We start from the raw sequence: 23929 nt of genomic DNA on the forward strand, positions 1-23929 counted from the left end.
GGAGGCCGTCCCATCTCCAGTGTCGCCCTCCGGTTCCGCTTCGCTCCACCTACGGCCAACACTGGAGATGGAAGCGTCAATGCACTAACAATCCGCTCGGACCACTCGGTGGGGGCTGGTCACATGCGATTCCCCAGATGACTGTGCACGAAGCCGATCTCCTCGTTATCAAACACGATCGTGCCCGACGCCGCCGGCTGGCTGGGAGGCAAAAGTGCGGAGATGAGAGCGGCGCTTATGTCTTCGCAGCTGATCGGCCTGTTGGTCATGCGCAGCATCATCGAGAGTGAAGCGCTCGCGGCCGACCATGTGGAACAGATTGTTGCTGCGGTTGCCCCCACGATCCAGTCGCTTGCCGATTCTTGATGGCCCGGCGTGCCGAGGACATCGGCTCTGGTTTAATTTTTGTCACGGCGCCACGCGTCACCGATGCCAAGTGGCGAAGTCGTTGTTCTCAGATACGCCCGCTTCGAGCTCGAGGAACGAAAACAACCTCAGGTCGCGAGTGATTACGAACGCTGGATCTTGGCGAGACTGCGCGGGATTGCACCGGTCATTAACGCGCAACCGTTCCTTTGCGGCCAACGGTTCACGGCGGCCGATGTGTGTCGGTTGGCTACCCGCTCATGCTGGCCATTATCTGCACCTCTCCGCCCGGTTTTCGGAGCCGGTCACGCGATATTGGCATCGCTTGTGAATACGAGCGAGCGAGCTTCTTGAGCCGCTTTCGGCGCAGGAAAGCACAGCGACGGCTCAAGGTACTTCGGCAGTTCCAGCGCCGCCAACGCTATGATGAGGTTATGACGATCTGCGGCAAGCGACCTCCAGGATCGCTTCGTGACCTTTGTAGCCGGGATGCGATGGCTGCAGAACCCGAATTTAGCGCTGCTGTCGTGGCGGTCAGGTCGCCAGCCAGCCTCGCTGGTTCCGTCCACCCGACAGGCCTGCCCGCACCCGCTGCTTCAGCAGCGGCGGGGGGCGAAAGCGCTCGCCGTACGCCTCCTGCATGATCTCCTGTGCCTGAACGCAAAGGCTCGATGTGACGGCGTCCATGAGAGCGAAGGGACCCATGCTGTGCCCGAGACCGAGCCGGCATGCGGTATCGATGTCCTCCGGCGTTGCGACGCCTTCCTCGACCAGCCGCACCGCTTCGATGATGAACACGTGCAGCATCCGGTTGACCGCGAAGCCGGCGACGTCCTTTACCCTGATCGGCGTCTTGCCCGCCTGTGCCACGAAATCGGTGATGCGCCCGACCACCTCCTCGCTGGTCTCGAAGGCCGGGATCACCTCGACCAGCTTCATCCGGCTGACCGGCGAGAAATAATGGGTGCCGACGAAATGGGCGCGGCGCGCGGGCGACACGAAGCTGGCCAGGGTCGAGATCGGGATGGTCGAGGTGATGGTGGCGATGATACACGCCGCGGGCGCTGCCGCGTCGATCGCGGCGAGGACCTCGCGTTTGACATCCTCGTTTTCAAAGACCGCCTCGGTCACGACCTGCGCGGCGGTGAACGCCGCCATGTCGAGCGCCGGTTCGATCAGCGCCAGCGCACGGTCGCGATCGGCCGGCTGGTAGATGTCCCGCGCCACGCCGCGGTCGAGAAGCTGGGCGATCCGCGCCAGCGCGGCATCGACTGTGGCGCCGTCGCGATCGTTGAGCAGCACGCGGTGTCCCGCCAGCGCCTGGACCAGCGCGATTTCCGATCCCATCAACCCGGCGCCGACCACGCCGACCGTCATCGTCATAGACCTTCTCCACGCATATCCATTTTCAATACCGGTAGCGGCCGAGCGTCGCCATCAGCAGCGATGCGACGGGCAACGCGACCAGCGGCGCGACCAGCGCGAAGCCATAGTCGCCATAGGCGTCGCGTAGCGCACTGCCGAGCAGAGGCGCCAGCCCGAAGGCGACGCTGAACACGCCGAACAGCAGCCCGTAGATCGCACCATAGTGGCGCAACCCGAAATAGCGGCTGGTGAGATAGGCGATTACGTCGATCTCGACCCCGGCGGCGAGGCCGGCAAGGATCGGCGGGATGACGATGAGCACCGGCGACGTCGATCCCAGCAGCAGGGCGCAGCCGCCGGCCGGGAGCAGGAACAGCGCCGCGGCAAGCACGTTGCCGCGCATTCGGTCGAGCAGGAACCCCGCCCCAAGCCGGCCGACAATCTGCGCCGGCCCGTAGAGCGAGGCGACCGCCGCGGCGGCCAGTACGGTCATCCCGCGATCGCGCAGGATCTCCTGCATGCTGAGGTTGAGGAATCCGACCGATCCCGACACGATCAGCACCGCAAGCGCCAGCCGCCACAACATCGTGCCCGACAGGGCGCCCGCAAGGCTGGTGCCGGCCTCCTCGACTCCTTTCGGGTTGAGGACGGCGGCCGCCGCTTCGCTCCGCGGGAGGACGAGATAGAGCAGCGGGAGGACGACCACGAGCGTGAAGCCGCCGATCAGGAGGTAGACTTCGCGCCAGCCGAGGCGTTCGGCGACGATCGCGCAGACGAACGGGATGATGAGGTTGGCGACACCGACACCCGCCATGGTCACGCCCAGCGCGAGTCCCCGCGAAACACGAAACCGCGGCACGACGGCGGCGGCCCAGATGTTGGGCGTGATGCGCTGCATCGCGACCGATGCCAGCGTCCAGGTCGCGACCCAGCTCCACACCGAATTGGTTGAGACGCCGACGCTGGCCTGGCACAGGCCGAATGCAGCGCAGCTGCCGATCGCCACCTTGCGCACGCCATACCGATCCACCAGCCGGCCAGCCCATGGCGCGATCAGGAAGGTGGCGAGACAAATGATCAGTCCGGCCGAGGTGATCTCGACCCGCGTCCAGCCGGTATCGTTCTGGATCGTCCGCAACAGCGCGCCGACCGTGATGAACCCAACGGTCGACATCGCACAGGCAAGCGTCGCGACGGCGAGCAGCGGCCAGCTCTGCCACCATTCGTCGGCGGCGCCACGGGGCGCATCATCGATCGGTTCGGCTTGTGCGGTCAGCATAGGGTCCACCCGTCGTTAGGTCTCATCACGCGGGATCGCGCCGGTCGCGCAACATGGTCAGGCGGGCCGTCCGAACCCGCCGCCGCCCGGCGTTTCGAGCCGTACCACGTCGTCGGGCGACATCACTGCGCGACCGTCGATCACCGTTTCCCGGCCGTTGATCGAGAACCGGCCGCCGACACCGTGCTCGCCGCCCTCTAGTCCTTCCGGGGCATAGGCGGCGCCCGATGGCGCCGCCGCCATCGTCCAGCGGTGCCCCGACCGCACCGAGAACTCGACGACCTGTCCGTCGCCGCCGGTCATGCGACCCATGCCGCCCGATCCGCGGCGTAGCTCGCGGCGGTGGAACACAACCGGACTCTCGATCTCAATCATTTCGAGCGGCATCGCACTGACGCCTGCCGGGTAGGTGGTGGCGCTCAGCCCCGGCAGTTCGCGCCGCGCGCCCATGCCGCCGGCGAAATGGAACATCGTGACGAACGCCCCCTCCCCCCGGCCTGTGCCGGAAAGCTGGCAGCCCCAGGGCGACCCCGGGCTGGAGGCGACGACCTTGTCGGGAATGGCGTTGTAGAGCGCCTTCATGATCGGCATCGGCACATACATGCCAACGACGTGGCGCTGGGACACTGGCGCGGGATAGGTGCAGTTGACGATCGAATCCTCGGGCGCGTTCACCCGGATCGGTGTCAGGCTACCGCTATTGTTGGGCAGGTCAAGCGCCAGGCAGCTGCGCACCGCGAACATCGAATAGGCGCGAGTATAGTTAAGCACGACGTTGATGCCGCGGTCGATCTGGGGCGAACTGCCCGCGAAGTCGATATCGACCTCGCCTCGTTCGGAATCGATCGTCAGCCTGACGTGCAGCGTGATGACGCGCCCGCCGGAGATGTCAAACTTGCTCTCGGCTTCCCAAGTCCCCGCCGGGCAGGCACGGATCGCGTCGCGCATCGCGCGTTCGGATCGAGTGACGATCTCGTCCGCCAGCTCGTCCAGATCATCGAGGCCGAAACGCTCGCACAGCTCGATCACGGCCGCCTCGCCGGCGCGCGCGCTGGCGGTCTGGGCGGCGAGGTCGCCCGCGATCAGGTCGGGCGTGCGGACGTTGCGCTTGATCACGTTCATCAGCAGCTGGTTGAGCTTGCCGGCGCTGTAGAGCTTGGCCGGCGGGATCCACAGCCCTTCCTCATGCACGTCGGCGGCCCCGATGCTCGTGCCGACGCCGCCGATGTCGGTGTGGTGGTTGGTTGATCCGATATAGCCGATCAGCCGGCCGTCTCGGAAGATCGGCGCAAACACCGTGATGTCGAAGAAGTGCCCGGCCCCGTTCCAGGGATCGTTGCTGATCAGCACATCGCCCGGTTCGAGGTCGCCCTCGAACATTTCGGCGAGCCATTTGCCGCAGCTGGCAAGGCAGTTGATGTGCCCCGGGGTGCCGGTTTCGGCCTGCGCAATCATCCGCGCCTTGGAATCGAACACGGCATAGGCGAGGTCGCCCGCCTCGCGCACGATCGCGCTGAAGGCGGTGCGCTGCATCGCCTTGGCCTCCTCGCTGACGACGCTCCGTAAGCTCGCCCACAACAGCTCGATGTCGATAACGTTGAGCATGGCGCGTCCTCAAATGTCTCGGGTGGCGATGATGCAGCCGCGGTCCGCCAGCCTCGCGGTCCAGCCGGGCGGGATGACGATGGTCGTCTCGCGCTCCTCGATGATCGCGGGGCCGGCGAGCGCATCGGCGGGTCCAAAGTCGGCTCGCGCGACCACCGGCGCCGTCCGGCCCGGCCCCAGGCATGGACCGGGCGCTCGCGGCCGTGCTTCATGCCGGTCCCCACATCCTTGCCGAACGCCGCGGCCGACGGCGTCGGTCCGGTTGCGGCCAACCGCCACGATACGACCTCGACCGGAACGTCGCCCTGGATCAATGTATGGCGGCGGCGATATTCGTCCTCGAACATCTTGCGGATCATCTCGGCGCCGGTGTCGAGACCCGGTCGTCCGGGCAGATCGACCTTCAACTCGTGATGCTGCCCCTGATAGCGGACGTCGGCGGAATAGAGATAGCGCACGTCGCCCTCGCCGATCTGGGCGTGCGACAACGCGTCGCGGCCCTCATGCTCCATGTCGCGCACCATCGTGTCGATCGCTTCCCAATCCATGTCGTCGAGCCGCGCGAGGCCCGAGCGCACCACGTCGAAGCGCACCGGCGTGATGATCGATCCAAAAGCGGAGAGCACGCTGGCGAGCGGCGGGAAGATCACCTTGCGCGCATTCAGCAGGTCGGCGACGCCGCATGCATGGACCGGGCCGCTGCCGCCCGAAGCGAGCATCGGTACGCCGCGCACGTCCACCCCGCGTTCCGCCGCATGCGCGCGCACCGCCCCGGCCATCGATTCGCAGACGATGTCGAAAACCCCCTTGGCGACCGTTTCGGGCGGAAGGTCGAGCCGCTCGCCAAGCCTGGCGAGCGCCGCGTGCGCGGCCGCGCCGTCGAGCTTCATCTCGCCGCCGAGGAAGTTGCCGGGGTCGAGCAGGCCGAGCACGGCCGCGGCGTCGGTGACGGTCGCGTCGATGCCGCCGCCGCCATAGCATGCCGGGCCCGGCATCGAACCGGCGCTGCGGGGGCCGACCTTGAGCAGCCCAAACTGATCGACATGGGCGATACTGCCGCCGCCCGCGCCGATCTCGATCAGATCCACGCACGGCACGATGACGGGCAGGCCGCTGCCCTCCTTCATGCGGTAGATGCGATCGACCTCGAACATGTTGGTGACGAGCGGCTCGCCGTCCTGGATCAAGCACACCTTGGCGGTGGTGCCTCCCATGTCGAACGCGAGCAGCTCCTTCTCGTTGAGCAGCTGCGCGACGAACGCACCGCCCAGCGCGCCCGCCGCGGGGCCACTTTCCAGCATCCGGACGGGCAGCCGCCCGGCGGTGTCGGGGCTGACCACCCCGCCCGAACTCAGCATGATCGACGGCTTCGCCGGGACCCCGTCCGCGATTAGCCGCGCCGCGAGCCGGCCGAGATAGGGTTTGGTGATGGAGATGGCATAGGCGTTCACCGCCGTGGTTGAGGCGCGGAGATATTCGCGGATCTGGGGCGCGACCTCGGACGAAACCGACACGTCCATATGCGGCGCGATCTCGCGCATGATCGTTGCGACGGCCTGTTCGTTGGCGGGGTTGCGGTAACTGTGCAGGAAGCACACCCCGACCGACTGGATTCCCTCGTCCGTCAGCCGCCGGGCCAGCGCGCTCACCTCGGCGCGATCGGGGGCCAGTTCGATCTCTCCCGAGGCCAGCGTTCGCTCGCGCACGGTGTAAGTCGCCTCGGGCCCGACCAGCGTGCGCGGATACTGGATTTGCACGTCGTAGATGTCGAAGCGCTTCTCTTCGCGGATTTCGAGGATGTCGCGGAACCCGTCGGTGAAGATCATCGCGGTCTTCGCGCCCTGGCGCTCGATCAGCGCGTTGGTGACGACGGTCGTCGCGTGGACCAGCGCGCCGTCGAGTTCGGCGGCGCTGATCCCGGACTTGACGAGGACCGACTCGACACCGGTGAAGAACCCGCGCAGCAGGTCATCATGGGTGGTCAGCGTCTTTTCGGTGTAGACTGCCTCCGGCGTGCTGAGCACGACGTCGGTAAAGGTCCCGCCGATATCGATCGCGATCGACCTGCGGCCGGTGGTGGGAAGTGTCATTCTCGTCCTCCGGGGCATTCTGGCCGGAATGCCGATCGCTCGTCCACCCGCCGGCCTCGGGCAAGGGTCGATGGTCAGAGATGCAGTCCGACCCTGACTCCAAAGGTGCGCGGCAGGCCGGGCGAGTAGGTGTCCGACGTGCCGCCCGTCGCCGTCGACCAGATCCACTCGTCAGCCAGGTTGCGGCCCCATAGCTGGAGATCCCACTTGCCGTCGGGCGTGGTGTAGGTGATCGCGGCGCTGATATTGTGGTAGGAATTCTGGCGCAGGCGGTTCTCCGGGTCCCAGAAGAAGCCGCTGTTATACGCGTCGTTGGCGGTGAACAGCAGCGCGCCGCCGTCGGCGAGCCTCGCCTTGTAGCTCATCCCGAGGTTGAAGGTCAGTTTCGGCGCGCGGATCATGCGGTTGCCCGACAGGTTGCAGGTCAGCGTCGTGTTGCCGCCCGGCGCCGGGTTGTACGCTGCCGGCGGGTTGCAGTTAGCGGGCAGGCTGGCCGGCGTGAGCGGGTTGGGGAAGGCATAAAGCCCCCGCGGGAACGACCGGTATTCGGCGTCGAGGATTTCGAACCCGCCGGTCAAGTTAAGGCCGTCCAGCGGGCGCACCTCGAAATCGACGTCGATGCCCTTCATCCGCGCCGTTGCCGCGTTGTAGGTGGCAAAGAAGGTGCCGGTGTTGGTCGTGATGCTCGTGCGTAGTTGAATGTCCTTATAGTCGTAATAGAAGGCCGAAATATTGAAGCGCGCACGGCGGTCGAACAGATAGGTCTTGAGACCGACCTCATACGCATCGACGATTTCCGGTTCCGCCGGCGGGTTGCCATAGTTGGCCAGGTTGTACACGCCGCCCTTGAAGCCGCGGTTGTACGATGCGTAGCCCATGACGTCATCGCTGAAATCGTGATCGAGCGACGCGCGATAGGTGAGCTTGCTCCATGTCGTCTCGGGTGCAAGCGGCGCTTGGCCGGGCCCGGGATTGGCCGGCGTGCTTATGATCGTGCCGTTGGCGAGCGCGGCTTGCCCGGCGATGCGTTTGGTCTCGCTCGTGTAGCGCAGGCCGGCGGTCAGCCGGGTGTTCTCCAGGATCGGGTAGGTGCCCTGGACGAAACCGGCATAGCTGTCGGTCTTTTGCCTGGTGTCGATGTTGATGCGCAGAACGTTGTTCGGCTTCGATTCGGTATGAAACATCGGAATGTCGTCGTGCATGTAATAGGCGCCGACGATCCACTGGAACTTCGCGCCCGCCGGAGCCTGTATCTGGAACTCCTCGGTGAAGGTGTTATCCTTGGCGATCAGGTTGGGATACTGCGCCGCGAACGGGTTGGTGGCCGCCAGTGCGTTGTTGTCGTAGCCGAGCTGCGCGAAGCGATACTTCTGGTACAGCGTGTGGTAGGCCGCGATATTCATCACCTGGAACGACCCGAAGTCGTGGCTGATCTTCAGCGACGCGAGGTTCTGCCGGTTGACTGCGGGCTCATGGACGCTGCTCGCGAAAACATACTGGCCGAGATAGCGGGAGCCGTCGCCGCCGATCGAGCCGGGCGGGACGCCATAGGTCATGCCGACCTGGCTCTTGCTGTAGCTGTGCAGCAGGTTGAGCACGACGTCGGTCGCGCCGTCCTCCGACAGCCAGCGCCACTTGTTCTGGATACCCCAGCTGGTTTCCCTGAACAGATCGATGTTGAGCGTCACGTTGCGGCCGAAGCCGTCCTTGCGCCGGAAGCCGAACGCCGACACGCTGGTGGACAAACCGCCGCCGACGGGCGTCGCGGCAAAGAGGTGGGCGGAAAAGGACTTGTAATTGCCGACGCCAACGTCTGCGTCGAGCTGGAAGCTGTCGCCCGGATCGCGCGTGATGATGTTGATCAGCCCGCCGGTGGTGTTGCGGCCGAACAGGGTGCCCTGCGGCCCGCGCAGCACCTCAACGCGGTCGATGTTGTTGAATTCAAACAAGCCGCTCGCCGGGGTCAGCAGGTAGACGCCGTCGATGTACAGCCCGACCGGCGATTCCGCGCCGGGCACACCCAGCGTCTGGCCGATACCGCGTATATAGGGCACGCCGCCGCCAAGCGTGTTGGTGAAGACGAGACCCGGCACCAGCGCCGCGATGTCGCTGGTTTTGACCGCGCCGGCCTGGGCAAGGGTGTCGGCGGTGACCGCAGTAATCGAGATGGGAACGTCCGCAGGCTTTCCGAGCGCTTCTGAGCCGTAACGACGATGTCGGCGATCTGACCGTCGTCCCGCGGCGCGGCGGGCTCCGCCCGCGGCGTGGCGATCTGCTGCGACTGAGTCGTGGCCGACGCGGTCAGGGACGTCTCGGCGGATGCCGTCTGGGCGAATGCCATGGCTGGCGCCAGGGCGGCCGCCGCGGCGCCGAATGCGAAACTGCTTTTTGACATGTTCATCCCCTCCTTATTTCGTTGCTTGCCCGCGCCGCCCCTCACGAGCGGAGTTTTTCCTGGTGTCGGTCCGTGTCGATGGCTGCCGCAGCGTCGAAGAATTCAGCCTCGCGGTTGTGAATCTCGACCGCGTAGTCGAAGATTTGCTCTTCAAGCGGCTCGGGCACGAGCAGGCTGATGTGACGCTCGGGCCGCGGGCCGGCGTTGAAGTTGCGATGGACCAATCCAGCAGGGAGATGGACCAGGGTCATCGGTCCCGCGCTGATCCGCCGGTGGCCGATGTCGATCTGCATCTCACCCTCCAGGATCACGTAGAATTGATCGAAGTCGTGGATGTGGAAGTCGGGGCTTCCGGCGCCTGGCGCCACGCGCAGCGTGTTCACGCGCACGGCGTCGGATCCCGTGCTTCGGCCGACGAGCTGCTGGTGGGCAAAGGCGCCGCCCTCGAAGCGATCGAGGTCGGCGCGCGTCATGCTCACGTGCCTGAGGCTGGCTTCCGTCGCCGGAGCGTCTCGCGAGACGCTGAACTCCAGCCAGAGCGAGGCGGGGGTCGATGACATGCCGAGGACTGCGCCCGCCGGCACGGCGACAAGCGATTCCCTGGCCGCCGGTTCGCACCCGGCGGCGGTTTCGATCGACAATTCGCCTTCCAGGATGAACAGGTATCGATCGGCATCCACGGCGGCGGCCGCTTCGGCCCCGCCGCCACGGCGCAGGTTAACGCCGAGACCGCTGTCACGATTGAGCAGCTGGATGAACCCTCCAGCCGGAAGGTCCTGACCCTCGATCGCGATCAGATGTCGCATTTCATCTCCATCAAACGTTTGCCGCTTGATTACATAAGGCAGACCCCCGGCAAAGGCAAGCGCGCGCGTGTTTCGCCACATCCTGCTGTTTATACTGAACAATGTGTCGCTTCACGGCGGATATTGCGCTATACAGGCATCAAGAATGTCAGAAATCGTTTGCCGAATCGTGATTCTTGAAGACAATTAGGCTTCGGAGCGCACGGAGGGCATAATGGCCGACATCGACGCACTCGCGGAACACGTTGACCAGCCGGGAATCGATTCCGACGCGGCGCGTGACGTGATCCGCCTCGCGCCGGATCTGACGCTCGACGACGCTTTGGCGGTGCAATTGGCGGTGAAGCGCCGGCAGGCGGCGCGGGGCGACAGGATCGTCGGGCATCAGGCCTCCTTCACGTCGCGCGCAGTCCAGTCGGCTTTTCCGGGCGCACCGTGCCGATGGTCGGGACGCTCACAGCATCGCTCATCCGCCAGAGTGGCGACAGCGTCGAGATCGGTTCAGATCCGACCGTTATGGAGTGCGAGCTCGGCGCGGTGCTACGCCGCGACCTTGAGGGTCCCGGTCTGACGGATCTCGACATCCTGGCCGCGATCGAGGGGTTCCTGCCGGCGATCAAGGTGGCGCCTGTTCGTCCAGGGGTGCGCGAGCGAGCGTACAGCTGGCAACACATGATCGCGGTGCAAAAGGCGGCGGGCGGATATGTCGTCACCGGCGGCCGGCTGACCCGTCCGGCGGGATTTGACGCCAGGCTCGAGGGATGTCTTGTCAGCGTCGATGGCAGCGCCCGGGCGGGGGCGATCGGCTATGAGGCGATGGGCAACCCGTTGAGGGTCATCGCCGCGATGGCGGACAGACTGTCGACGATTGGCGAGCGGCTGCGCGCGGGTCAGCTGGTCATCACCGGATCGCTTCCCCCGCCCCAGCCGGTGTCGGTCGGGCACAGGACCGTGCGGGCGGAGTTTACGACTCTGGGCTCGGTCGAGGTCGGGCTCTGCTGGTGATGCGGGAGGCGGATTTCTTGCGGCCGTCGCCCGCCTCCCTTAAGGCAAGCCTGTCATGAGCGGGGGTTAGAGCAGCGATGGCTAGGCGCATCGAGAGCACGGCTACGACGGTTCGCCCTCGCAAGCGTCCGGTCACGATCAAGGATGTTGCCGCGCATCTGGGCGTCAGCTTTTCCGCGGTGTCGCGGGCTCTCAACGATCGGCATCATACCAGCGAAGACATGAAGGCGCGCGTCCGGGACGCCGCCAAGGCGCTTGGCTATGTGCCACACACGGCTGCGCGGATGATGCATCGAGCGCACAGTCAGACCATCGGCCTCGTTCTACCGGACCTGTCGAACTACATCTTTGCCGAAACAGCCAGTGTGATGGCGGAGCAGTGCTACCAGGCCGGCTATCAACTTGTGTTGGGCGTGTCGCAGCGTGACCCCCAGATCGAGCTGGAGCAGGTCGAATCCATGCGCGCGATGCGCGTCGCCGGGGTGATCATTTCGCCATGCGGTCAAAGCCTGCCGGAAACGCACCGCCTGCTGGCGTCGATGCCCTCAGTGCAGCTCGCGCGCCGCAACGCGGAGCTCAAGATTCCGACGATAGCGACCGACGACCGCACGGGCAGTCGGAACGCGATGCGGCATCTCCTTCAGCTTGGCCATTCCCGCGTGGCGCTGGTCAGCGGCGATCAGACGATGACGGACAAGGAGCGTCTGGAAGGCGCGCTTGACGCGCTTTCGCAGGCCGGCGTTGAGCAGCCGTCTGGACTTGTGCTACAAGGCCCCCTGACGGCCGAGTTCGGAAGGGAAGCAACCAGCCGCGTCGTTCAAATGGAGCACAGGCCGACGGCGGTCCTTTGCACGAACTCGGTCCTCACCATCGGCGTGGTCGATGCGGTTCAGCGCGCCGGCCTGTCGGTGCCGGGAGAGATGTCGCTGATCGGATATGGCGACCCCGAATGGTTCCGGTTGTGGGGTCCGGGATTGACCACCGTCCAGCTGCCGATCACCGAACTCGCGCAGGCTTGCGCCATGCATCTGCTGCGTCAGGTCGGCGAGGGCGGCGAGCATGAGGCAGCACGCCGCCCCTTCGAAATGATGCTCGACACGAGCCTCCTGCTGCGCGGCAGCACCGGACCGGCACCCGGCAACAGTTGAAGAAAGCGAGAACGTACAATGCGCTTCATTGGCTACGATCACAACGGATCTGCAAACGTTGGACGACTTATTGACCGCCGCGTTGTCCCACTCACCGGCGTGGATGACTTCTACCGCGACCTTCCGCGTTGGACCCGCACCGCGCGCGAAGGATCGCCCAGCCTTGACCTCGACTCGCTGCGGCTCGTCCCTGCCATCCCGCTCACCGCACGCGTGCCGTGCATCGGCCTGAACTACCGGGCGCACGCCGCGGAAGGCAACCTGCCCATACCGACGCAGCCCGTCGTGTTCGGACGCTACGCCCAGTCGCTCGCCGCCAGCGGCGCCGACGTGCCTGCGATCGATCCGCAGACCGATTGGGAGGGCGAGCTTGCGATCGTGATCGGCAGTCCGATTTTCCGCGGGGACGAGGATGCGGCGCGCAAAGCGATCTTCGGCTTCGCAACCTTTAACGATGTCAGCGCGCGGACCTTTCAGCTGGAGACGCCGCAGTGGACGATGGGCAAGAATGGCGAGGCGAGTGGTATCGTCGGCGAGATCGTTACGCGTGACGAGGCCGGAGACCCTGCCAACGGCTTTGAACTCACAACGCGTGTCAACGGCGAGGTGATGCAGCGGACGCTTACATCCGACATGATCTTCACGGTCGAGAGGATCGTCGCACATCTGAGCAAGGCGATGCGACTGAACCCGGGCGACATCATCCCGACCGGCACACCATCGGGGGTCGGGCTCGCCCGAAACCCGCCGATATTTCTGCAGCCGGGCGACACCGTCGAGGTCTCGATCGACCGACTCGGGCGCGTCGTCAACCGGATTGTGGCGGCTTAGGTGTTTGGTCCCGTCCTCAGAGCGTTGCGGAGGGCGTGCCGCTGGATCTTGCCCGTCGCGGTCTTCGGCAGTTCATCGACGATGTGGATGTGCCGGGGGCATTTATAGACGGCCAGGGCCGCGCGGCAATGCGCCGTCAGCGCGGCCTCATCGACCTGAGCACCGGGCTTGCAGGAAACATAGGCAAGGACCGTCTCCCCGCGGTAGGGGTCCGGCGCGCCGACGACGGCAGCTTCCCGAACGGCGGGGTGCTCATACAGGCATTCCTCGACCTCGCGAGGCCACACCTTGAACCCGGACGCGTTGATCATGTCCTTCTTGCGGTCCACGATGTAAAACCAGCCCCGTTCGTCCATGAACCCGATGTCGCCGGACCGCATCCATCCGTCTTTGAGCGCCGCCTCGGTCTCTTCGCGCTGCCCCCAGTAGCCCCGCATGATCTGCGGCCCGCGCATTCACAACTCGCCGTGCCGACCAAGCGGCACGGGGTGGCCATTGTCATCGGCCACAAAAGCTTCCGTAGAGAAAGTGGGGACGCCGATGGACAGCGCACCCGTCTCGCGGTCTATCGGAATCCTGGCGCCAGGCACGGCAGCGTGAGTGGGCGAGCACGTCTCCGTCATGCCGTAGCAGGGGCGAAGGTCAATGCCGAGCACATCTCGCAGGTCCGTGACGATCGATGGCGGGATCGCGGCGCCGCCCGAGAATGTGGCGGTCAGGCTGCTGAAATCCCGCTGCGTCGCGCCTGGCGCATTCATCAACGCATTGAAGGCGGTGATCGCGGCAACGGTGTAGGTTGGCCGTTCGCGGCGGATCGCGTCCAGGATCACGTCCGGCTGAAAGCGGTAGGTCAGAACGAGTTTCGCCGCCGCGACGATCGCGAGGCAAAGATGCGACACGAACCCGGTGATATGGAACAAGGGCGCCACCCCCAGGACGATCGATTCAGGTCCCACCCCACCCCACTCGCCCATCGCCTGCGCGTTAAAGGCAATACTTTGGTGGGAGAGCATCACCCCCTTGGGCATGCCGGTCGTGCCAGAGGTGTATAGCAGCAGTCCCAGATTCTCGGGGTGGGGACTGTATCGAGGAACAGTCGATACGGTTGGACCGCCTCCTGCGTTCGACCGGACTTCCTCAATGGCACGCGGAGGCAGTGCGCGCTCGTCGCCGTCCCCCCGGTCCCATGCCGAGAACGCGATCACCGGCACCTCGGCAAGGTCCGCCTTGGCGAGCGCCTCGCGAACCGTGCCGAGAACCTGTTCCTCGCTGTAGCAAAGCGTCGGTGTAGCGTCCGCGAGGATTCTCGACAGCTCCCCGGCGCGATACATGGGGTTGCAGGGCACCGGGACTGCCCCGACTTTCCAGCACGCTATGATCGCCTCGGCAAAGTTCGGCGTGTTCTGGCCGATTATCGAGACGCGGTCTCCGGCCGCCACGCCTTCGGCCAAGAATGCCGCAGCAAGTGCGTCGCTCCCGGCATCTGCGTCGGCGAACGTGCCACTCCACGCGAAATAGCGAAGGAAGATCCGGTCGGGCGCCTGCGAGACAGCGGCGGAAAAAGCTGACATCATGTCGGCGAACCGTGGCGTCAAATCCCGCGGCCATCCCTCAGGATAACGGTCGAGCCACGGCCGTTGAGCATAGGGATGATTCATGACCTCGCCTTCCAAATCAGCAAACGTTTGTTGACATGGATGAACGATAATGGCAAGGGTTTAGCGACACGTGAGGTGACGGGTTCCAACCGTATTAGATCATATATGCAAACGATGGATGGAGGATTCATGAGGGAGACGGCCATTTTCCCGACCGCGCGGACGGTGATCGGCAGGGCCTACCGGAGCGCGTTCAACGATATTCAGCCGCAGGCGCTGGCCGCGCGTCCTTATGGAATGAGCGGCGCGGCGATGTGCGGCGGCGGCGGCTTGGGCGCGGCTGTGCTGTTTGGGGTCGCATCGTGACGCCGGTGACTTCTCCGGTCGCGCTCGACCGTGTCGCCCAACATGTCGCGGTGGTCACCATCGATCGACCGGACGCGCGCAACGCCATCAATGGTGCGGTCACCCAAACGCTTCGTGATATCGTCGACGAAATAGAGCGAGATCCCGAGGTGTGGGTGGTCGTCCTGACCGGTGCCGGCGGCAAGGCCTTCTCCGCCGGCGCCGATCTGAGAGAAGTCGGTGCGGGACGGATCCAGTCGTTGATGGACCCGGACTACGGGTTCGCGGGCTTCGTGCATGCGCCACGCCGGAAAGTGTGGATCGCGGCGATCGAGGGCTTTGCTCTCGCCGGTGGATTCGAACTCGTGCTAGCGTGCGATCTGGCCGTGGCGTCCGAGACTTCGAGCTTCGGCCTACCCGAGGTCAAACGCGGTCTGATTGCATCGGCTGGCGGGCTTTATCGCATAGCGCGCGCGTTGCCGAAGAAGGTCGCGATCGAGTTGGTCGCCACCAGCGGTCAGCTTTCCGCCGGGCGCGCATTCGAGCTTGGATTGCTGAGCCGCCTGGCCCCTGCCGGCGGTGCGCTGGCGACGGCGATTGGTTTGGCCGAAGAGATTTGCGCGAACTCGCCCCTGGCTGTCCGCGAGAGCGTGGCTGTGGCCAGGGCTGCGGACGACCTGACGGAGGCACAGTTGCGGCAGGCCTCGGAGGCGGCTCAAGCTCGGATCGTGCTGACGGAGGACTTCAAGGAAGGGCCCAGGGCTTTCGTGGAGAAGCGTGCGCCGGTTTGGGTGGGTCGATGAGCGCGCCCGTCGTCGATACCGGGTTGAACGGCATCGACGTCATGTTCGCGCGAATGCCGATCGTCAGGTGCAGTGGGTTCCTTGGGCCTGCGCCATTGCGCCGGCTCGGGGGACTGGCTCGCTAACCGATCATTTCAACGCCGGAACAAAGCAGCCGCGCCTTTCGCAGGACCGTTCCAGGGCCGCAGATAGGCGACTCCATTCCAGATATCGCGCATCGTCTTGTCTATGTTTTCCATTTCCGCCGCCGCGAATTGCGATTTGTAGCGTGCGAACGATTCACGAGCGGCAACGATGTCCTGCTGCTCCGCTGGCAGGCGAACCGTTAGGAGTTCGCTCGCCGCCCCGCCGAGCGGCAGAATCGAATCGGGGACAGGGCGCACGCGTTCGATCGGAAGCGAGGCGTAGCGGCTATGACGTGTCGAGCCGCCCTTCGCTGGACATCGCGCATACGATAGGGCTGCCAACAAGATTGCAGCCGGGGATTGATCCCTAGCACAGCTTCACCAAGTCGTCGGGTGATGCTGGCTATCACAGTTGGAGGGGGAATGGTGATCGAGCATGACATGATCGGCATCCACACCTCTGGCCTCGCCATCACGCCGGACCACAGCATGCCGCAAGTGGTGGCGCACGTCGCAACACGATATGGCGACAAGCCCTTCGCGGTTGGCGAGGACGGGCGCGTCACCAGCTTCGCGGCGTTCGAGACGCGGGTCGCGGGCCTGGGCAGACGCCTGCTCGATCTTGGCGTGAAGCCCGGCGACCGCGTGGCGATCTGGGCGCCGAACAGCGTCGAATGGATCATCGCCGCCACCGCGGCCGAGTGCATCGGCGCAATCATGGTCCCGGTGAACACCCGGTTCAAAGGGCTGGAAGCGCGTTACGTGCTGGAAACCGCTCGAGCCACCGCGCTGTTCACGACGGGCGGGTTCCTCGGCATCGACTTCGTCGAGATGCTGGGCAGCGTGACCGGCGGCGCCACGGCCGGCCGCCCATTCGCCGACCTTCCGCATCTCGCCCACGTCATCCGCATGGACGAACCGGATTTTGCGCCGGCGGAGGTTATAGCAGCGGCGAGGCAGCCCTATGCCGAGGCGGCGGCGCAGGTCACGCCGGCGACGATCATCGACATCCTCTACACCAGCGGCACGACAGGCTATCCCAAGGGCGCCATGCACAACCACGGTCAGGCCGTGCTGATGGTGATGCTCTACAACACGACCAACGACCTGCGCGCCGACGACCGCGCGGTCGTCATCAATCCCTTCTTCCACAGCTTCGGCTATCGCTCCGGCTGGATGTCGGCGCTGGTCGCCGGCATGACCGTCTATCCCATCGCCATGTTCGATCCGGGCCAGGTGCTGGCGCTGATCGACCGCGAGCGCATCTCGGTTCTGGCTGGCGCGCCTGCGATCTTCCATTCGCTGATCAATCACCCCGACCTTGGCAGATATGCCATCGGCTCGCTGCGCAGCGGCCATACCGGCGGGGCGAAGACGCCGCCCGACATCATCCGCGCCGGCTATGAGACATTGGGCTTCGACATCTTCCTGACCAGCTATGGCCAGACCGAAGCAACCGCGCTGATCAGCACGAACCTGCCCGGCGATCCGCTGGAAACGATCCAGACCACCGTCGGTCGTCCGCTCCCCGGCGTCGAGGTCCGCATCGTCGATGCGGCAGGCCAACCCGTGCAGCCGGACGAGAGCGGAGAGTTGCTCGTCCGCGGGCCGCTGGTGATGCAAGGCTATTTCGAGAACCCCACGGCGACGGCTGCGGCAATCGACAGCGATGGCTGGCTTCACACCGGCGACGTGGCGGTACAGCAGGCGGACGGACGGCTGCGCATCCTCGACCGGATGAAGGATGTGGTGATCGTCGGCGGCTTCAACGCCTACCCTGTCGAGATTGAACTGATGCTGGCGACGCATCCGGCGATCGCCGAGGTCGCCGTGATCGGCGTCGCAGACGACAGGCTCGGTGAGGTTTGCGCGGCCTGCGTGATCCTGAAACCGGGCGAGACGCTGACGCTCGAGGCACTGACGGCATGGTCGCGCGAGCGGATGGCGAATTACAAGGTACCCCGTGCGCTGCATCTGATGGAGGCATTCCCGCGCACGCCGTTGAGCAAGGTTCAAAAGTTCAAACTCGTCGAGGCGATCCATGGATCGCCGCCAGCAGCAGGCACGGAGCGCGCGGAATGAAGACCCGCTTTACCGAATTGTTCGATGTCGAGCATCCGATCGCGCAAGGCGGCATGATGTGGGTCGGGCGGGCCGAACTGGTATCTGCCGTCGCGAACGCCGGCGCGCTCGGTTTCCTCACCGCGTTGACTCAGCCCACACCCGTAGCGCTGGCGGAGGAAATCGCACGCTGTCGGGGGATGACGGACAAGCCATTCGGTGTGAACCTGACCGTGCTGCCGAGCGTCTCGCCACCGCCTTACGCCGAATATGCCCGCGCGATCATCGATAGCGGCGTGACGATCGTCGAGACCGCCGGCTCGGGCAAGGCGCGCGAGTTCATCGAGTTGTTCAAGGCCAGCGGCGTCCGCGTGATCCACAAATGCACGTCCGTGCGGCACGCGCTGTCGGCCGAGCGGATGGGCGTCGACGCGATTTCGATCGACGGGTTCGAATGTGCCGGGCATCCGGGCGAGGACGATATCCCGGGATTGATCCTTGTCCCGGCAGCCGCTGACAAGGTCCGCATCCCGATGATCGCGAGTGGGGGCTTCGGCGATGGGCGCGGGCTCGTCGCGGCGCTCGCTTTGGGTGCCGATGGGATCAACATGGGCACCCGGTTCTGCGCGACGCGCGAGGCGCCGATCCACGACAACGTCAAACAGGCAATCGTCGCCAATGACGAGCGGGGGACGAACCTGATCTTCCGTTCGCTCCACAACACGGCGCGCGTCGGCAAGAGCGCGGTGTCCGATCGGGTGGTCGATATTCTCACTCGGCCGGGTGCGACGTTCGCGGACGTCGCCGAACTGGTTCGCGGCGCCAAGGGCCGAGTCCTGCTCGAAACCGGCGACATGGAAGCGGGGCTGTTCTGGGCGGGACAAGTCCAGGGACTGATCCACGATATTCCCACCGTGGCCGAGCTGATCGAGCGGATCATGGGCCAGGCCGATGCGATCATCGCTCGCCGGCTGTCCGGCGTGCGCGCTTGAGCCTAGCGCACGGCGTCACTTCAGGCTGGAAAAGAAGGCCAGGACGTCGTCGGCGAAGAGCTGTGGCTCTTCCATCGCCGCGAAATGCCCGCCGGAGGGCATTTCGCTCCAGCGATGCACGGCATAGCTGCGCTCGGCATCGCGACGTGACGGCCAGGGATAGAATTCGGCCGGGAAATGCGCGACTCCGACCGGCACGTCCACCCGGCCGGTGAACGGCCCGTCGGCGGCGATCCCCGGATAGGCCCAGATCGACGAGATGAAGGCGTCGTTGACCAGGTAGGTCATCAGGTTGGTGATCAGATGATCCTCGGAAAAGCGGCGCTCGATATCGCCGCCGGTATCGCCCCAGCCGCAGAACTTCTCGAGCATCCACGCCGCGATTCCCACCGGATGGTCATGCAGCGCAAGGCCCACGGTCTGCGGCTTGGTGCGGTGCTCGTACATGTACGCACCTTCTTCGGCGAGCACGCGCTTGAGCTTTCGGCGATAGTCGGCCGTGTCCTCCCCATCCGCCGGCCCGGGCGGCGGGCCCATGATGAAGTTGAGATGGATGCCGTCGACCACGTCGCCATGCTCGGCGCCAAGCCGCACCGTCACGGAAGAACCCCAATCGCCGCCCTGCGCGCCGAAACGCGAGTAACCGAGTATCTCCGTCATCAGCGTGCGCCACATCGCCGCGACGCGGCGCGCGCCGAGCGGGGATCGCGGCCGGCCCGAAAAGGCGAATCCGGGGAGCGATGGGATGACGAGGTCCAGGCCGTCCTCGGCCCTGCCGCCGAAATGCTCCGGAAAGGCGAGGCGTTCGATGACGCCCTGAAACTCGACGAACGAGCCGGGCCAGCCATGCGTCAGGATGACGGGGATGCGCCCTGCCCCCGATCCCCGCACATGCTGGAAATGGATGTCGATGCCGTCGATTTCGACCGTGAATTGTGGCCAGCGGTTGAGCTCGACCTCGGCGGCGCGCCAGTCATAGCGATCGCGCCAATAGGCAATGAATTCGGCGAGATAGGCGGCGCTGGTTCCCATCGCCCAGCCCTCCCCGCCCTCCGGCGCATAGCCGATCCGCGACTGCGCCACGCGGCTCGCGATGCGGTCGAGGACGTCGTCGGCAACCGCGATCTCGAAGGGCCTGGGTCCGCCCATCTCAGCCGATGCAGAGCGGCAAGCTACGGCGGCCCCAGAAGTTGTAGCCGACACTGCGCTCGGCCGGACCGGCGAGGGCGACTTGCGGCATATGCTGCACGAACAGGCGCAGCACGATTCCCACCTCCATCCGCGACAGCGGCGCGCCGGGGCAGCTGTGCGATCCGGCGCCGAAGGCCAAGTGCCGCGACACCGTCTTGAGGTCGCGGTCGAGGCGGAAGGTCTCGGGATCCTCGAACATCTTGGGGTCGCGATTGGCCGCGCCATAGGCCATCATCAGCTTCTGCTTGGCGTCGATCTCGACGCCCGCGACTTCGACCGGGCACAGCGTCGTGCGGAAGGTGCCGAGCGTCGGCGCGTCGAAGCGCAGGCTCTCCTCGATCGCGACCGGGATCAGCCGGTCGGGATCGGCCTTGGTTTGCTCCCACAGCTCGGGCCGTTCGAGCAGCCGCCACATCACGTTGGTGATGAGCGAGGTCGTCGTCTCGTTGCCGCCGACCAGCAGGCCCATCAGCGCGATCCGCTGTTCGTCGCGCGTCAGCTTGCGTCCCATATAATCGGCGCAGATCGCGTCGGAAATCCAGTCGTCGGGCAGCACCGTGCCGATATGTTCGAGCGCGGGTGTTTCGATCCCGGCCGCCGCGAGCGTCGCATATCGCTCATCGAGGAACGCGTCGAAAAAGGCGCAGACGCCCTGATACACTTCGAGAAACGCCTGGTTATCCTTGCCGAACGCATTGTCCATCAGCGCGTCCGACCAGTGCTTCAGGCGCGGGTAATCCTCACCGGGAATGCCGAGCAGGATCGACACGACCTTAACCGGCAGCGGCAGCGCGAAATCGTCGTGCAACTCGACCAGCGGCCCCTTAGCCAGCATGTCGGCGAGCAGGCGTTCCGCGAGCGCCTGTACCTGCGGCTTGAGCGCTGCCAGTGATTCGGGGCTCAGCCGCTTGCGGAAGATCGCGCGGAAATGCGTGTGCGTCGGCGCATCGGCGAAGAAGCCGATCGACTTCTGGAAGACGGGCGTGTTGCCATAGCGGTTGGAGAAGGTCTTGGGGGCGAGCAGCGCCGACCGGATGTCGTCATAGCCGAACAGCGTCCAGAACGGCACCTCGAGGCTTTCGACCGGCGCGATCGGGCAGCCCCCTGCTCGCCTGCGGGCATATTCCGGGAACGGATCGGCAAGTGATTCGGCCGAAGTGGGGTCATAGGGCGGCAGGTCGGGAAGATCGGTCATCGCGGCGGTCCTGCTGATGCTTACTCGTAACGGATGGTCATGCCGCCGTCGGCGGCGATCGTCTGGCCATTGACATAGCCGCCAGCGGCGCTCGCCAACATGATCACGACGCCGGCGATCTCGTCGGGCTCACCGACTCGGTCGACGGTCGAACGGCTCAGCTCGCGCGCCAGCTTCTCGGGGTCCTCGATCAGGCCGCTCGCCATGTCGGTGCGCGTCAGGCCCGGCGACACCGTGTTGGCGCGCACGCCCGCCGCGCCATGCTCGACTGCGATGTTGCGGACATATTGCATCGCCAGCGTCTTGCTCAGCGTATAGCTGTGATAGATGCCGCTACCGAAATGCGCGGCGATGGTGCCGATGTTGACGATCCGCCCCCATCCCCGCTGCGCCATGCCGGGCAACAGCCGTTGCGCCAGGAAATGCAGCTGGCCGAAATTGCCGGCGACCGTCTTGTCGAGCACCGCCCCGCTCATTTCCGCGCTCGGCCCGACATGGATGTGCAGGCCTGCATTACAGACGAGGATGTCGATCGCACCGAACGCTGCCTCGGCTGCATCGGCCAGCGCGGCGAGTTCGTCCTCGCGCGTGATGTTGGCCGGGACCGCCACCGCACGTCCCCAGCCTTCCGCGCTGCGCGCGTTGATCGCGTCCGCCACCGCCTGAGCCGGCTCGATCTTGCGGCCCGACACGACCACATTGGCGCCATGCTGCGCCAGCCGTTCGGCAATGGCGCGGCCGATGCCGCGGCTCGATCCTGTGACGATCGCAGACCGGCCGGACAGGTCGAACAGCGTCTCGTTGATCGCGACGGTCATTGCTGGCTCCGCTTCTGTCGGTCGATCAGATCCTGGACGATGCGTCCGTGATCGGGGCCCTGCGTCTGCGCGAACTGGCGCGCGATCGTCGCTTCCAGGATACTGTCCATCATCGCTTTGGGATACATGTTCAGGATCGCTTTCGACCCCTCCAGCGCGCTGCGCGGCTGCTGCGCGATCCGCCGCGCCAGATCGAGCGCTTCGGGCATGAGCTGGTCGAGGGGGACAGCGCGATTGGCGAGGCCGCAGGCCACCGCGTCCGCCGCGTGAATGCGGTCGCCGGTGAAGATCAGCTCCTTGGCCTTGTTCATCGCCATCAGGAACGGCCAGGTGATCGAGATGCCGTCGCCCAGCACCAGTCCGACATTGACGTGCGGCTCGGCAAAAAAGGCGCTGCCCGCCATCAGCACGATGTCCGACAGCGCGGCGATCGTCGCGCCGAACCCGACGGCGGCGCCGTTCACCGCCGCGATCACCGGAACCGGCAGGTCGAGCATCGACTTGATGAACGCGCGGCCATTGTCCAGCGTCTCGCGGGCGACATCGGGATCCTGTGACGTGCGCACGAGATGCTGGAAATCGCCGCCCGCGCTGAACGCCTTGCCCGCGCCGGTCAGGATCACGGCGCGAACCGCCTGATCCTCTGCCAGCGACCGCGCCAGCCGCGTCAGGCCGAACAGCATCGCGGTCGAGGCGGGATTGCGATCCTCGGGACGGTTGAAGGTGACGATGCGGATCGCGCCGTCTGCTTCGACCACCAGCTCATCGGGAACGTCGTACACTACTTGCCCGGCTCCATGATCCATGCGCGGCACATGCCGCAGGGCCGCGCTACCATGACGATGCGGCAGGCTCCACGCCCCGGATCGAGCATCGCAAGGCCGATACCTTCCGAACGGTCGCGCGCCGGCATCGACGCCTGTCCGCTGGCGGCCTAAGCGGACTCGCGGCAAACTATTTGGAAGGACTTACCTTGGACAACCACGTCTTCCTCATCACGGGCGCGACGGGTGCGCAGGGCGGCGCGGCGGTGGACGCGCTGCTCGACAAGGGCATGAAGGTCAGGGCGCTGGTGCGCGATCCCGCTTCCCCCGCAGCACGGCAGCTCGCCGACCGGGGAGTCGAGCTGGTTCAGGGCGACTTCGACGATGCCGCCAGCCTCGCAACGGCGATGCGCGGCGTCAAGGGCGTGTTCTCGGTCCAGTTGCCGCCCGGCCGGGAGGATACCGATAGCGAATTGCGCACCGGACGCCTGCTCGTCGATGCGGCGCGAGCCGCGGGGGTAGAGATCTTCGTCCACACATCGGTCGCGCGGGCCGGCGATCAGACGCAGTTCGTCGACTGGGACAGTGGCCGCTGGTGGCCGGATTATTGGAATGGCAAGTCCGGCGTCAACGATGTGGTCAAGGCAGCGGGCTTTCCACATTGGGTCGTCCTGAAGCCCGCCTTCATGATGGATAATTTCATCCCGCCGAAATCGGCCTGGATGTTCCCTGGTCTGCAGGATGGTGTGATCAATTCGGCGTTGCGCGCCGACACGCGGCTCGATCTGATCGCCGCGGCGGATGTCGGCCGGTTCGCCGCTGAAGCGTTCGCTGCCCCGGCGCGTTTCGATCGCCAGGATATCGACCTAGCTGCTGATTCGCTGACGATGGGCGAAGTTGCCGCCACGCTGTCGCGGGTGTCCGGGCGTGCGATCGAATCGCGCGCGCTGAACGGCGCGGGCGCGCGGGCGGCGGGCAGCAATCCGGGGCTGGTCGAGAGCCAGCAATGGGCCAATGTCGAGGGTTACCAGGTCGATCTGGCCACGGCGAGGAGCTGGGGCGTACCGCTCGAGTCCTTCAGCGATTGGGCAGGAAGGCATCGGGATCGATTTTCGTTCGGCACCGGCTGACCAGGAGCGCAAGGTCC

At 65.6% G+C, this 23929-nt stretch carries 23 protein-coding genes and 1 pseudogene; 10 read left to right on the plus strand and 14 right to left on the minus strand.

Going from position 1 to position 23929, the window contains the following annotated elements; translation table 11 throughout:
• Both M9978_RS12345 and M9978_RS12350 read left to right on the plus strand, forming a co-directional pair.
• Positions 1-88, plus strand: a pseudogene (locus M9978_RS12345) (integrase catalytic subunit); the annotation flags it as partial.
• 89 nt (positions 89-177) lie between these two features.
• Positions 178-366, plus strand: coding sequence for a TetR/AcrR family transcriptional regulator (locus M9978_RS12350; protein ID WP_367305089.1), 189 nt, complete (start codon positions 178-180; stop codon positions 364-366).
• 534 nt (positions 367-900) lie between these two features.
• On the opposite strand, the gene M9978_RS12355 is transcribed toward M9978_RS12350, so the two are convergent.
• The 7 genes from M9978_RS12355 to M9978_RS12385 all read right to left on the minus strand — a co-directional run bounded on the left by M9978_RS12355 (position 901) and on the right by M9978_RS12385 (position 10291).
• A complete protein-coding gene (locus M9978_RS12355) occupies positions 901-1749 on the minus strand; it encodes a 3-hydroxyacyl-CoA dehydrogenase family protein (protein WP_254293608.1) in 849 nt (282 codons plus the stop codon).
• Positions 1750-1774: 25 nt separating this feature from the next.
• Complete coding sequence (locus M9978_RS12360; protein WP_254293610.1) at positions 1775-3010, minus strand: MFS transporter; 1236 nt, start codon at positions 3008-3010, stop codon at positions 1775-1777.
• Between the two features lie 57 nt (positions 3011-3067).
• Complete coding sequence (locus M9978_RS12365) at positions 3068-4543, minus strand: hydantoinase B/oxoprolinase family protein (protein ID WP_254293612.1); 1476 nt, start codon at positions 4541-4543, stop codon at positions 3068-3070.
• Positions 4462-6705, minus strand: coding sequence for a hydantoinase/oxoprolinase family protein (locus tag M9978_RS12370; RefSeq protein ID WP_254293614.1), 2244 nt, complete (start codon positions 6703-6705; stop codon positions 4462-4464). The genes M9978_RS12365 and M9978_RS12370 overlap by 82 nt, the downstream gene beginning before the upstream one ends.
• Before the next feature lie 74 nt (positions 6706-6779).
• The gene (locus M9978_RS23350; RefSeq protein WP_367305091.1) at positions 6780-9080 is read right to left on the minus strand and encodes a TonB-dependent receptor; all 2301 of its coding nucleotides are present in this window, start codon (positions 9078-9080) and stop codon (positions 6780-6782) included.
• A gap of 61 nt (positions 9081-9141) precedes the next feature.
• Positions 9142-9906 (minus strand): cupin domain-containing protein, encoded by a 765-nt coding sequence (locus M9978_RS12380; protein ID WP_254293616.1) that lies wholly within the window; start codon positions 9904-9906, stop codon positions 9142-9144.
• Between the two features lie 148 nt (positions 9907-10054).
• Positions 10055-10291, minus strand: a complete 237-nt coding sequence (locus M9978_RS12385; RefSeq protein WP_254293618.1) for a hypothetical protein — start codon at positions 10289-10291, stop codon at positions 10055-10057.
• 56 nt (positions 10292-10347) lie between these two features.
• Between M9978_RS12385 and M9978_RS12390 the strand changes: the two genes are divergently transcribed.
• The 3 genes from M9978_RS12390 to M9978_RS12400 all read left to right on the plus strand — a co-directional run bounded on the left by M9978_RS12390 (position 10348) and on the right by M9978_RS12400 (position 12890).
• Positions 10348-10911, plus strand: a complete 564-nt coding sequence (locus M9978_RS12390) for a fumarylacetoacetate hydrolase family protein (protein ID WP_367305092.1) — start codon at positions 10348-10350, stop codon at positions 10909-10911.
• 77 nt (positions 10912-10988) lie between these two features.
• Entirely contained in the window at positions 10989-12059 is a 1071-nt protein-coding gene (locus tag M9978_RS12395) for a LacI family DNA-binding transcriptional regulator (RefSeq protein WP_254293622.1), read from the plus strand.
• Between the two features lie 99 nt (positions 12060-12158).
• Positions 12159-12890, plus strand: a complete 732-nt coding sequence (locus tag M9978_RS12400; RefSeq protein ID WP_254293624.1) for a fumarylacetoacetate hydrolase family protein — start codon at positions 12159-12161, stop codon at positions 12888-12890.
• On the opposite strand, the gene M9978_RS12405 is transcribed toward M9978_RS12400, so the two are convergent.
• Both M9978_RS12405 and M9978_RS12410 read right to left on the minus strand, forming a co-directional pair.
• Positions 12887-13345, minus strand: a complete 459-nt coding sequence (locus tag M9978_RS12405; protein ID WP_367305081.1) for an AMP-binding enzyme — start codon at positions 13343-13345, stop codon at positions 12887-12889. The two genes, M9978_RS12400 and M9978_RS12405, sit on opposite strands and share 4 nt — an antisense overlap.
• Positions 13346-14548 (minus strand): class I adenylate-forming enzyme family protein, encoded by a 1203-nt coding sequence (locus M9978_RS12410; RefSeq protein ID WP_367305082.1) that lies wholly within the window; start codon positions 14546-14548, stop codon positions 13346-13348.
• On the opposite strand from M9978_RS12410, the gene M9978_RS12415 reads away from it, so the two are divergent.
• Both M9978_RS12415 and M9978_RS12420 read left to right on the plus strand, forming a co-directional pair.
• On the plus strand, positions 14540-14854 hold the full coding sequence (locus tag M9978_RS12415; protein WP_254293625.1) for a hypothetical protein: 315 nt from the start codon (positions 14540-14542) through the stop codon (positions 14852-14854). The genes M9978_RS12410 and M9978_RS12415 overlap by 9 nt on opposite strands.
• Positions 14851-15636 carry an enoyl-CoA hydratase-related protein gene (locus M9978_RS12420; protein WP_254293628.1) on the plus strand — a complete coding sequence of 262 codons (786 nt, stop codon included), beginning with the start codon at positions 14851-14853 and terminating at the stop codon, positions 15634-15636. The genes M9978_RS12415 and M9978_RS12420 overlap by 4 nt, the downstream gene beginning before the upstream one ends.
• Before the next feature lie 134 nt (positions 15637-15770).
• On the opposite strand, the gene M9978_RS12425 is transcribed toward M9978_RS12420, so the two are convergent.
• The gene (locus M9978_RS12425) at positions 15771-16019 is read right to left on the minus strand and encodes a hypothetical protein (protein ID WP_254293630.1); all 249 of its coding nucleotides are present in this window, start codon (positions 16017-16019) and stop codon (positions 15771-15773) included.
• Between the two features lie 138 nt (positions 16020-16157).
• On the opposite strand from M9978_RS12425, the gene M9978_RS12430 reads away from it, so the two are divergent.
• Positions 16158-17843, plus strand: coding sequence for an AMP-binding protein (locus M9978_RS12430; protein WP_254293632.1), 1686 nt, complete (start codon positions 16158-16160; stop codon positions 17841-17843).
• Positions 17840-18814 carry an NAD(P)H-dependent flavin oxidoreductase gene (locus tag M9978_RS12435; RefSeq protein ID WP_254293634.1) on the plus strand — a complete coding sequence of 325 codons (975 nt, stop codon included), beginning with the start codon at positions 17840-17842 and terminating at the stop codon, positions 18812-18814. Before M9978_RS12430 ends, M9978_RS12435 begins: the two co-directional genes overlap by 4 nt.
• A 15-nt stretch (positions 18815-18829) precedes the next feature.
• Here M9978_RS12435 and M9978_RS12440 read toward each other — a convergent pair whose 3' ends face one another.
• From M9978_RS12440 to M9978_RS12455, 4 genes are read right to left on the minus strand one after another with little or no spacing between them, the layout of a single operon-like run.
• Positions 18830-19963: an epoxide hydrolase family protein gene (locus M9978_RS12440; protein ID WP_254293636.1), complete on the minus strand. Its 1134-nt coding sequence runs from the start codon at positions 19961-19963 to the stop codon at positions 18830-18832.
• 1 nt (position 19964) lies between these two features.
• A complete protein-coding gene (locus M9978_RS12445) occupies positions 19965-21200 on the minus strand; it encodes a cytochrome P450 (protein ID WP_254293638.1) in 1236 nt (411 codons plus the stop codon).
• Between the two features lie 20 nt (positions 21201-21220).
• The gene (locus M9978_RS12450) at positions 21221-22018 is read right to left on the minus strand and encodes an SDR family NAD(P)-dependent oxidoreductase (RefSeq protein ID WP_254293641.1); all 798 of its coding nucleotides are present in this window, start codon (positions 22016-22018) and stop codon (positions 21221-21223) included.
• Positions 22015-22800, minus strand: coding sequence for an enoyl-CoA hydratase/isomerase family protein (locus M9978_RS12455; protein WP_254293643.1), 786 nt, complete (start codon positions 22798-22800; stop codon positions 22015-22017). Before M9978_RS12455 ends, M9978_RS12450 begins: the two co-directional genes overlap by 4 nt.
• A gap of 191 nt (positions 22801-22991) precedes the next feature.
• On the opposite strand from M9978_RS12455, the gene M9978_RS12460 reads away from it, so the two are divergent.
• Complete coding sequence (locus M9978_RS12460; protein WP_254293645.1) at positions 22992-23912, plus strand: NmrA family NAD(P)-binding protein; 921 nt, start codon at positions 22992-22994, stop codon at positions 23910-23912.
• Positions 23913-23929: the final 17 nt, after the last annotated feature.

It is taken from the genome of Sphingomonas tagetis (assembly GCF_024211275.1).
In the GTDB taxonomy this organism is placed as follows: domain Bacteria; phylum Pseudomonadota; class Alphaproteobacteria; order Sphingomonadales; family Sphingomonadaceae; genus Sphingomonas; species Sphingomonas tagetis.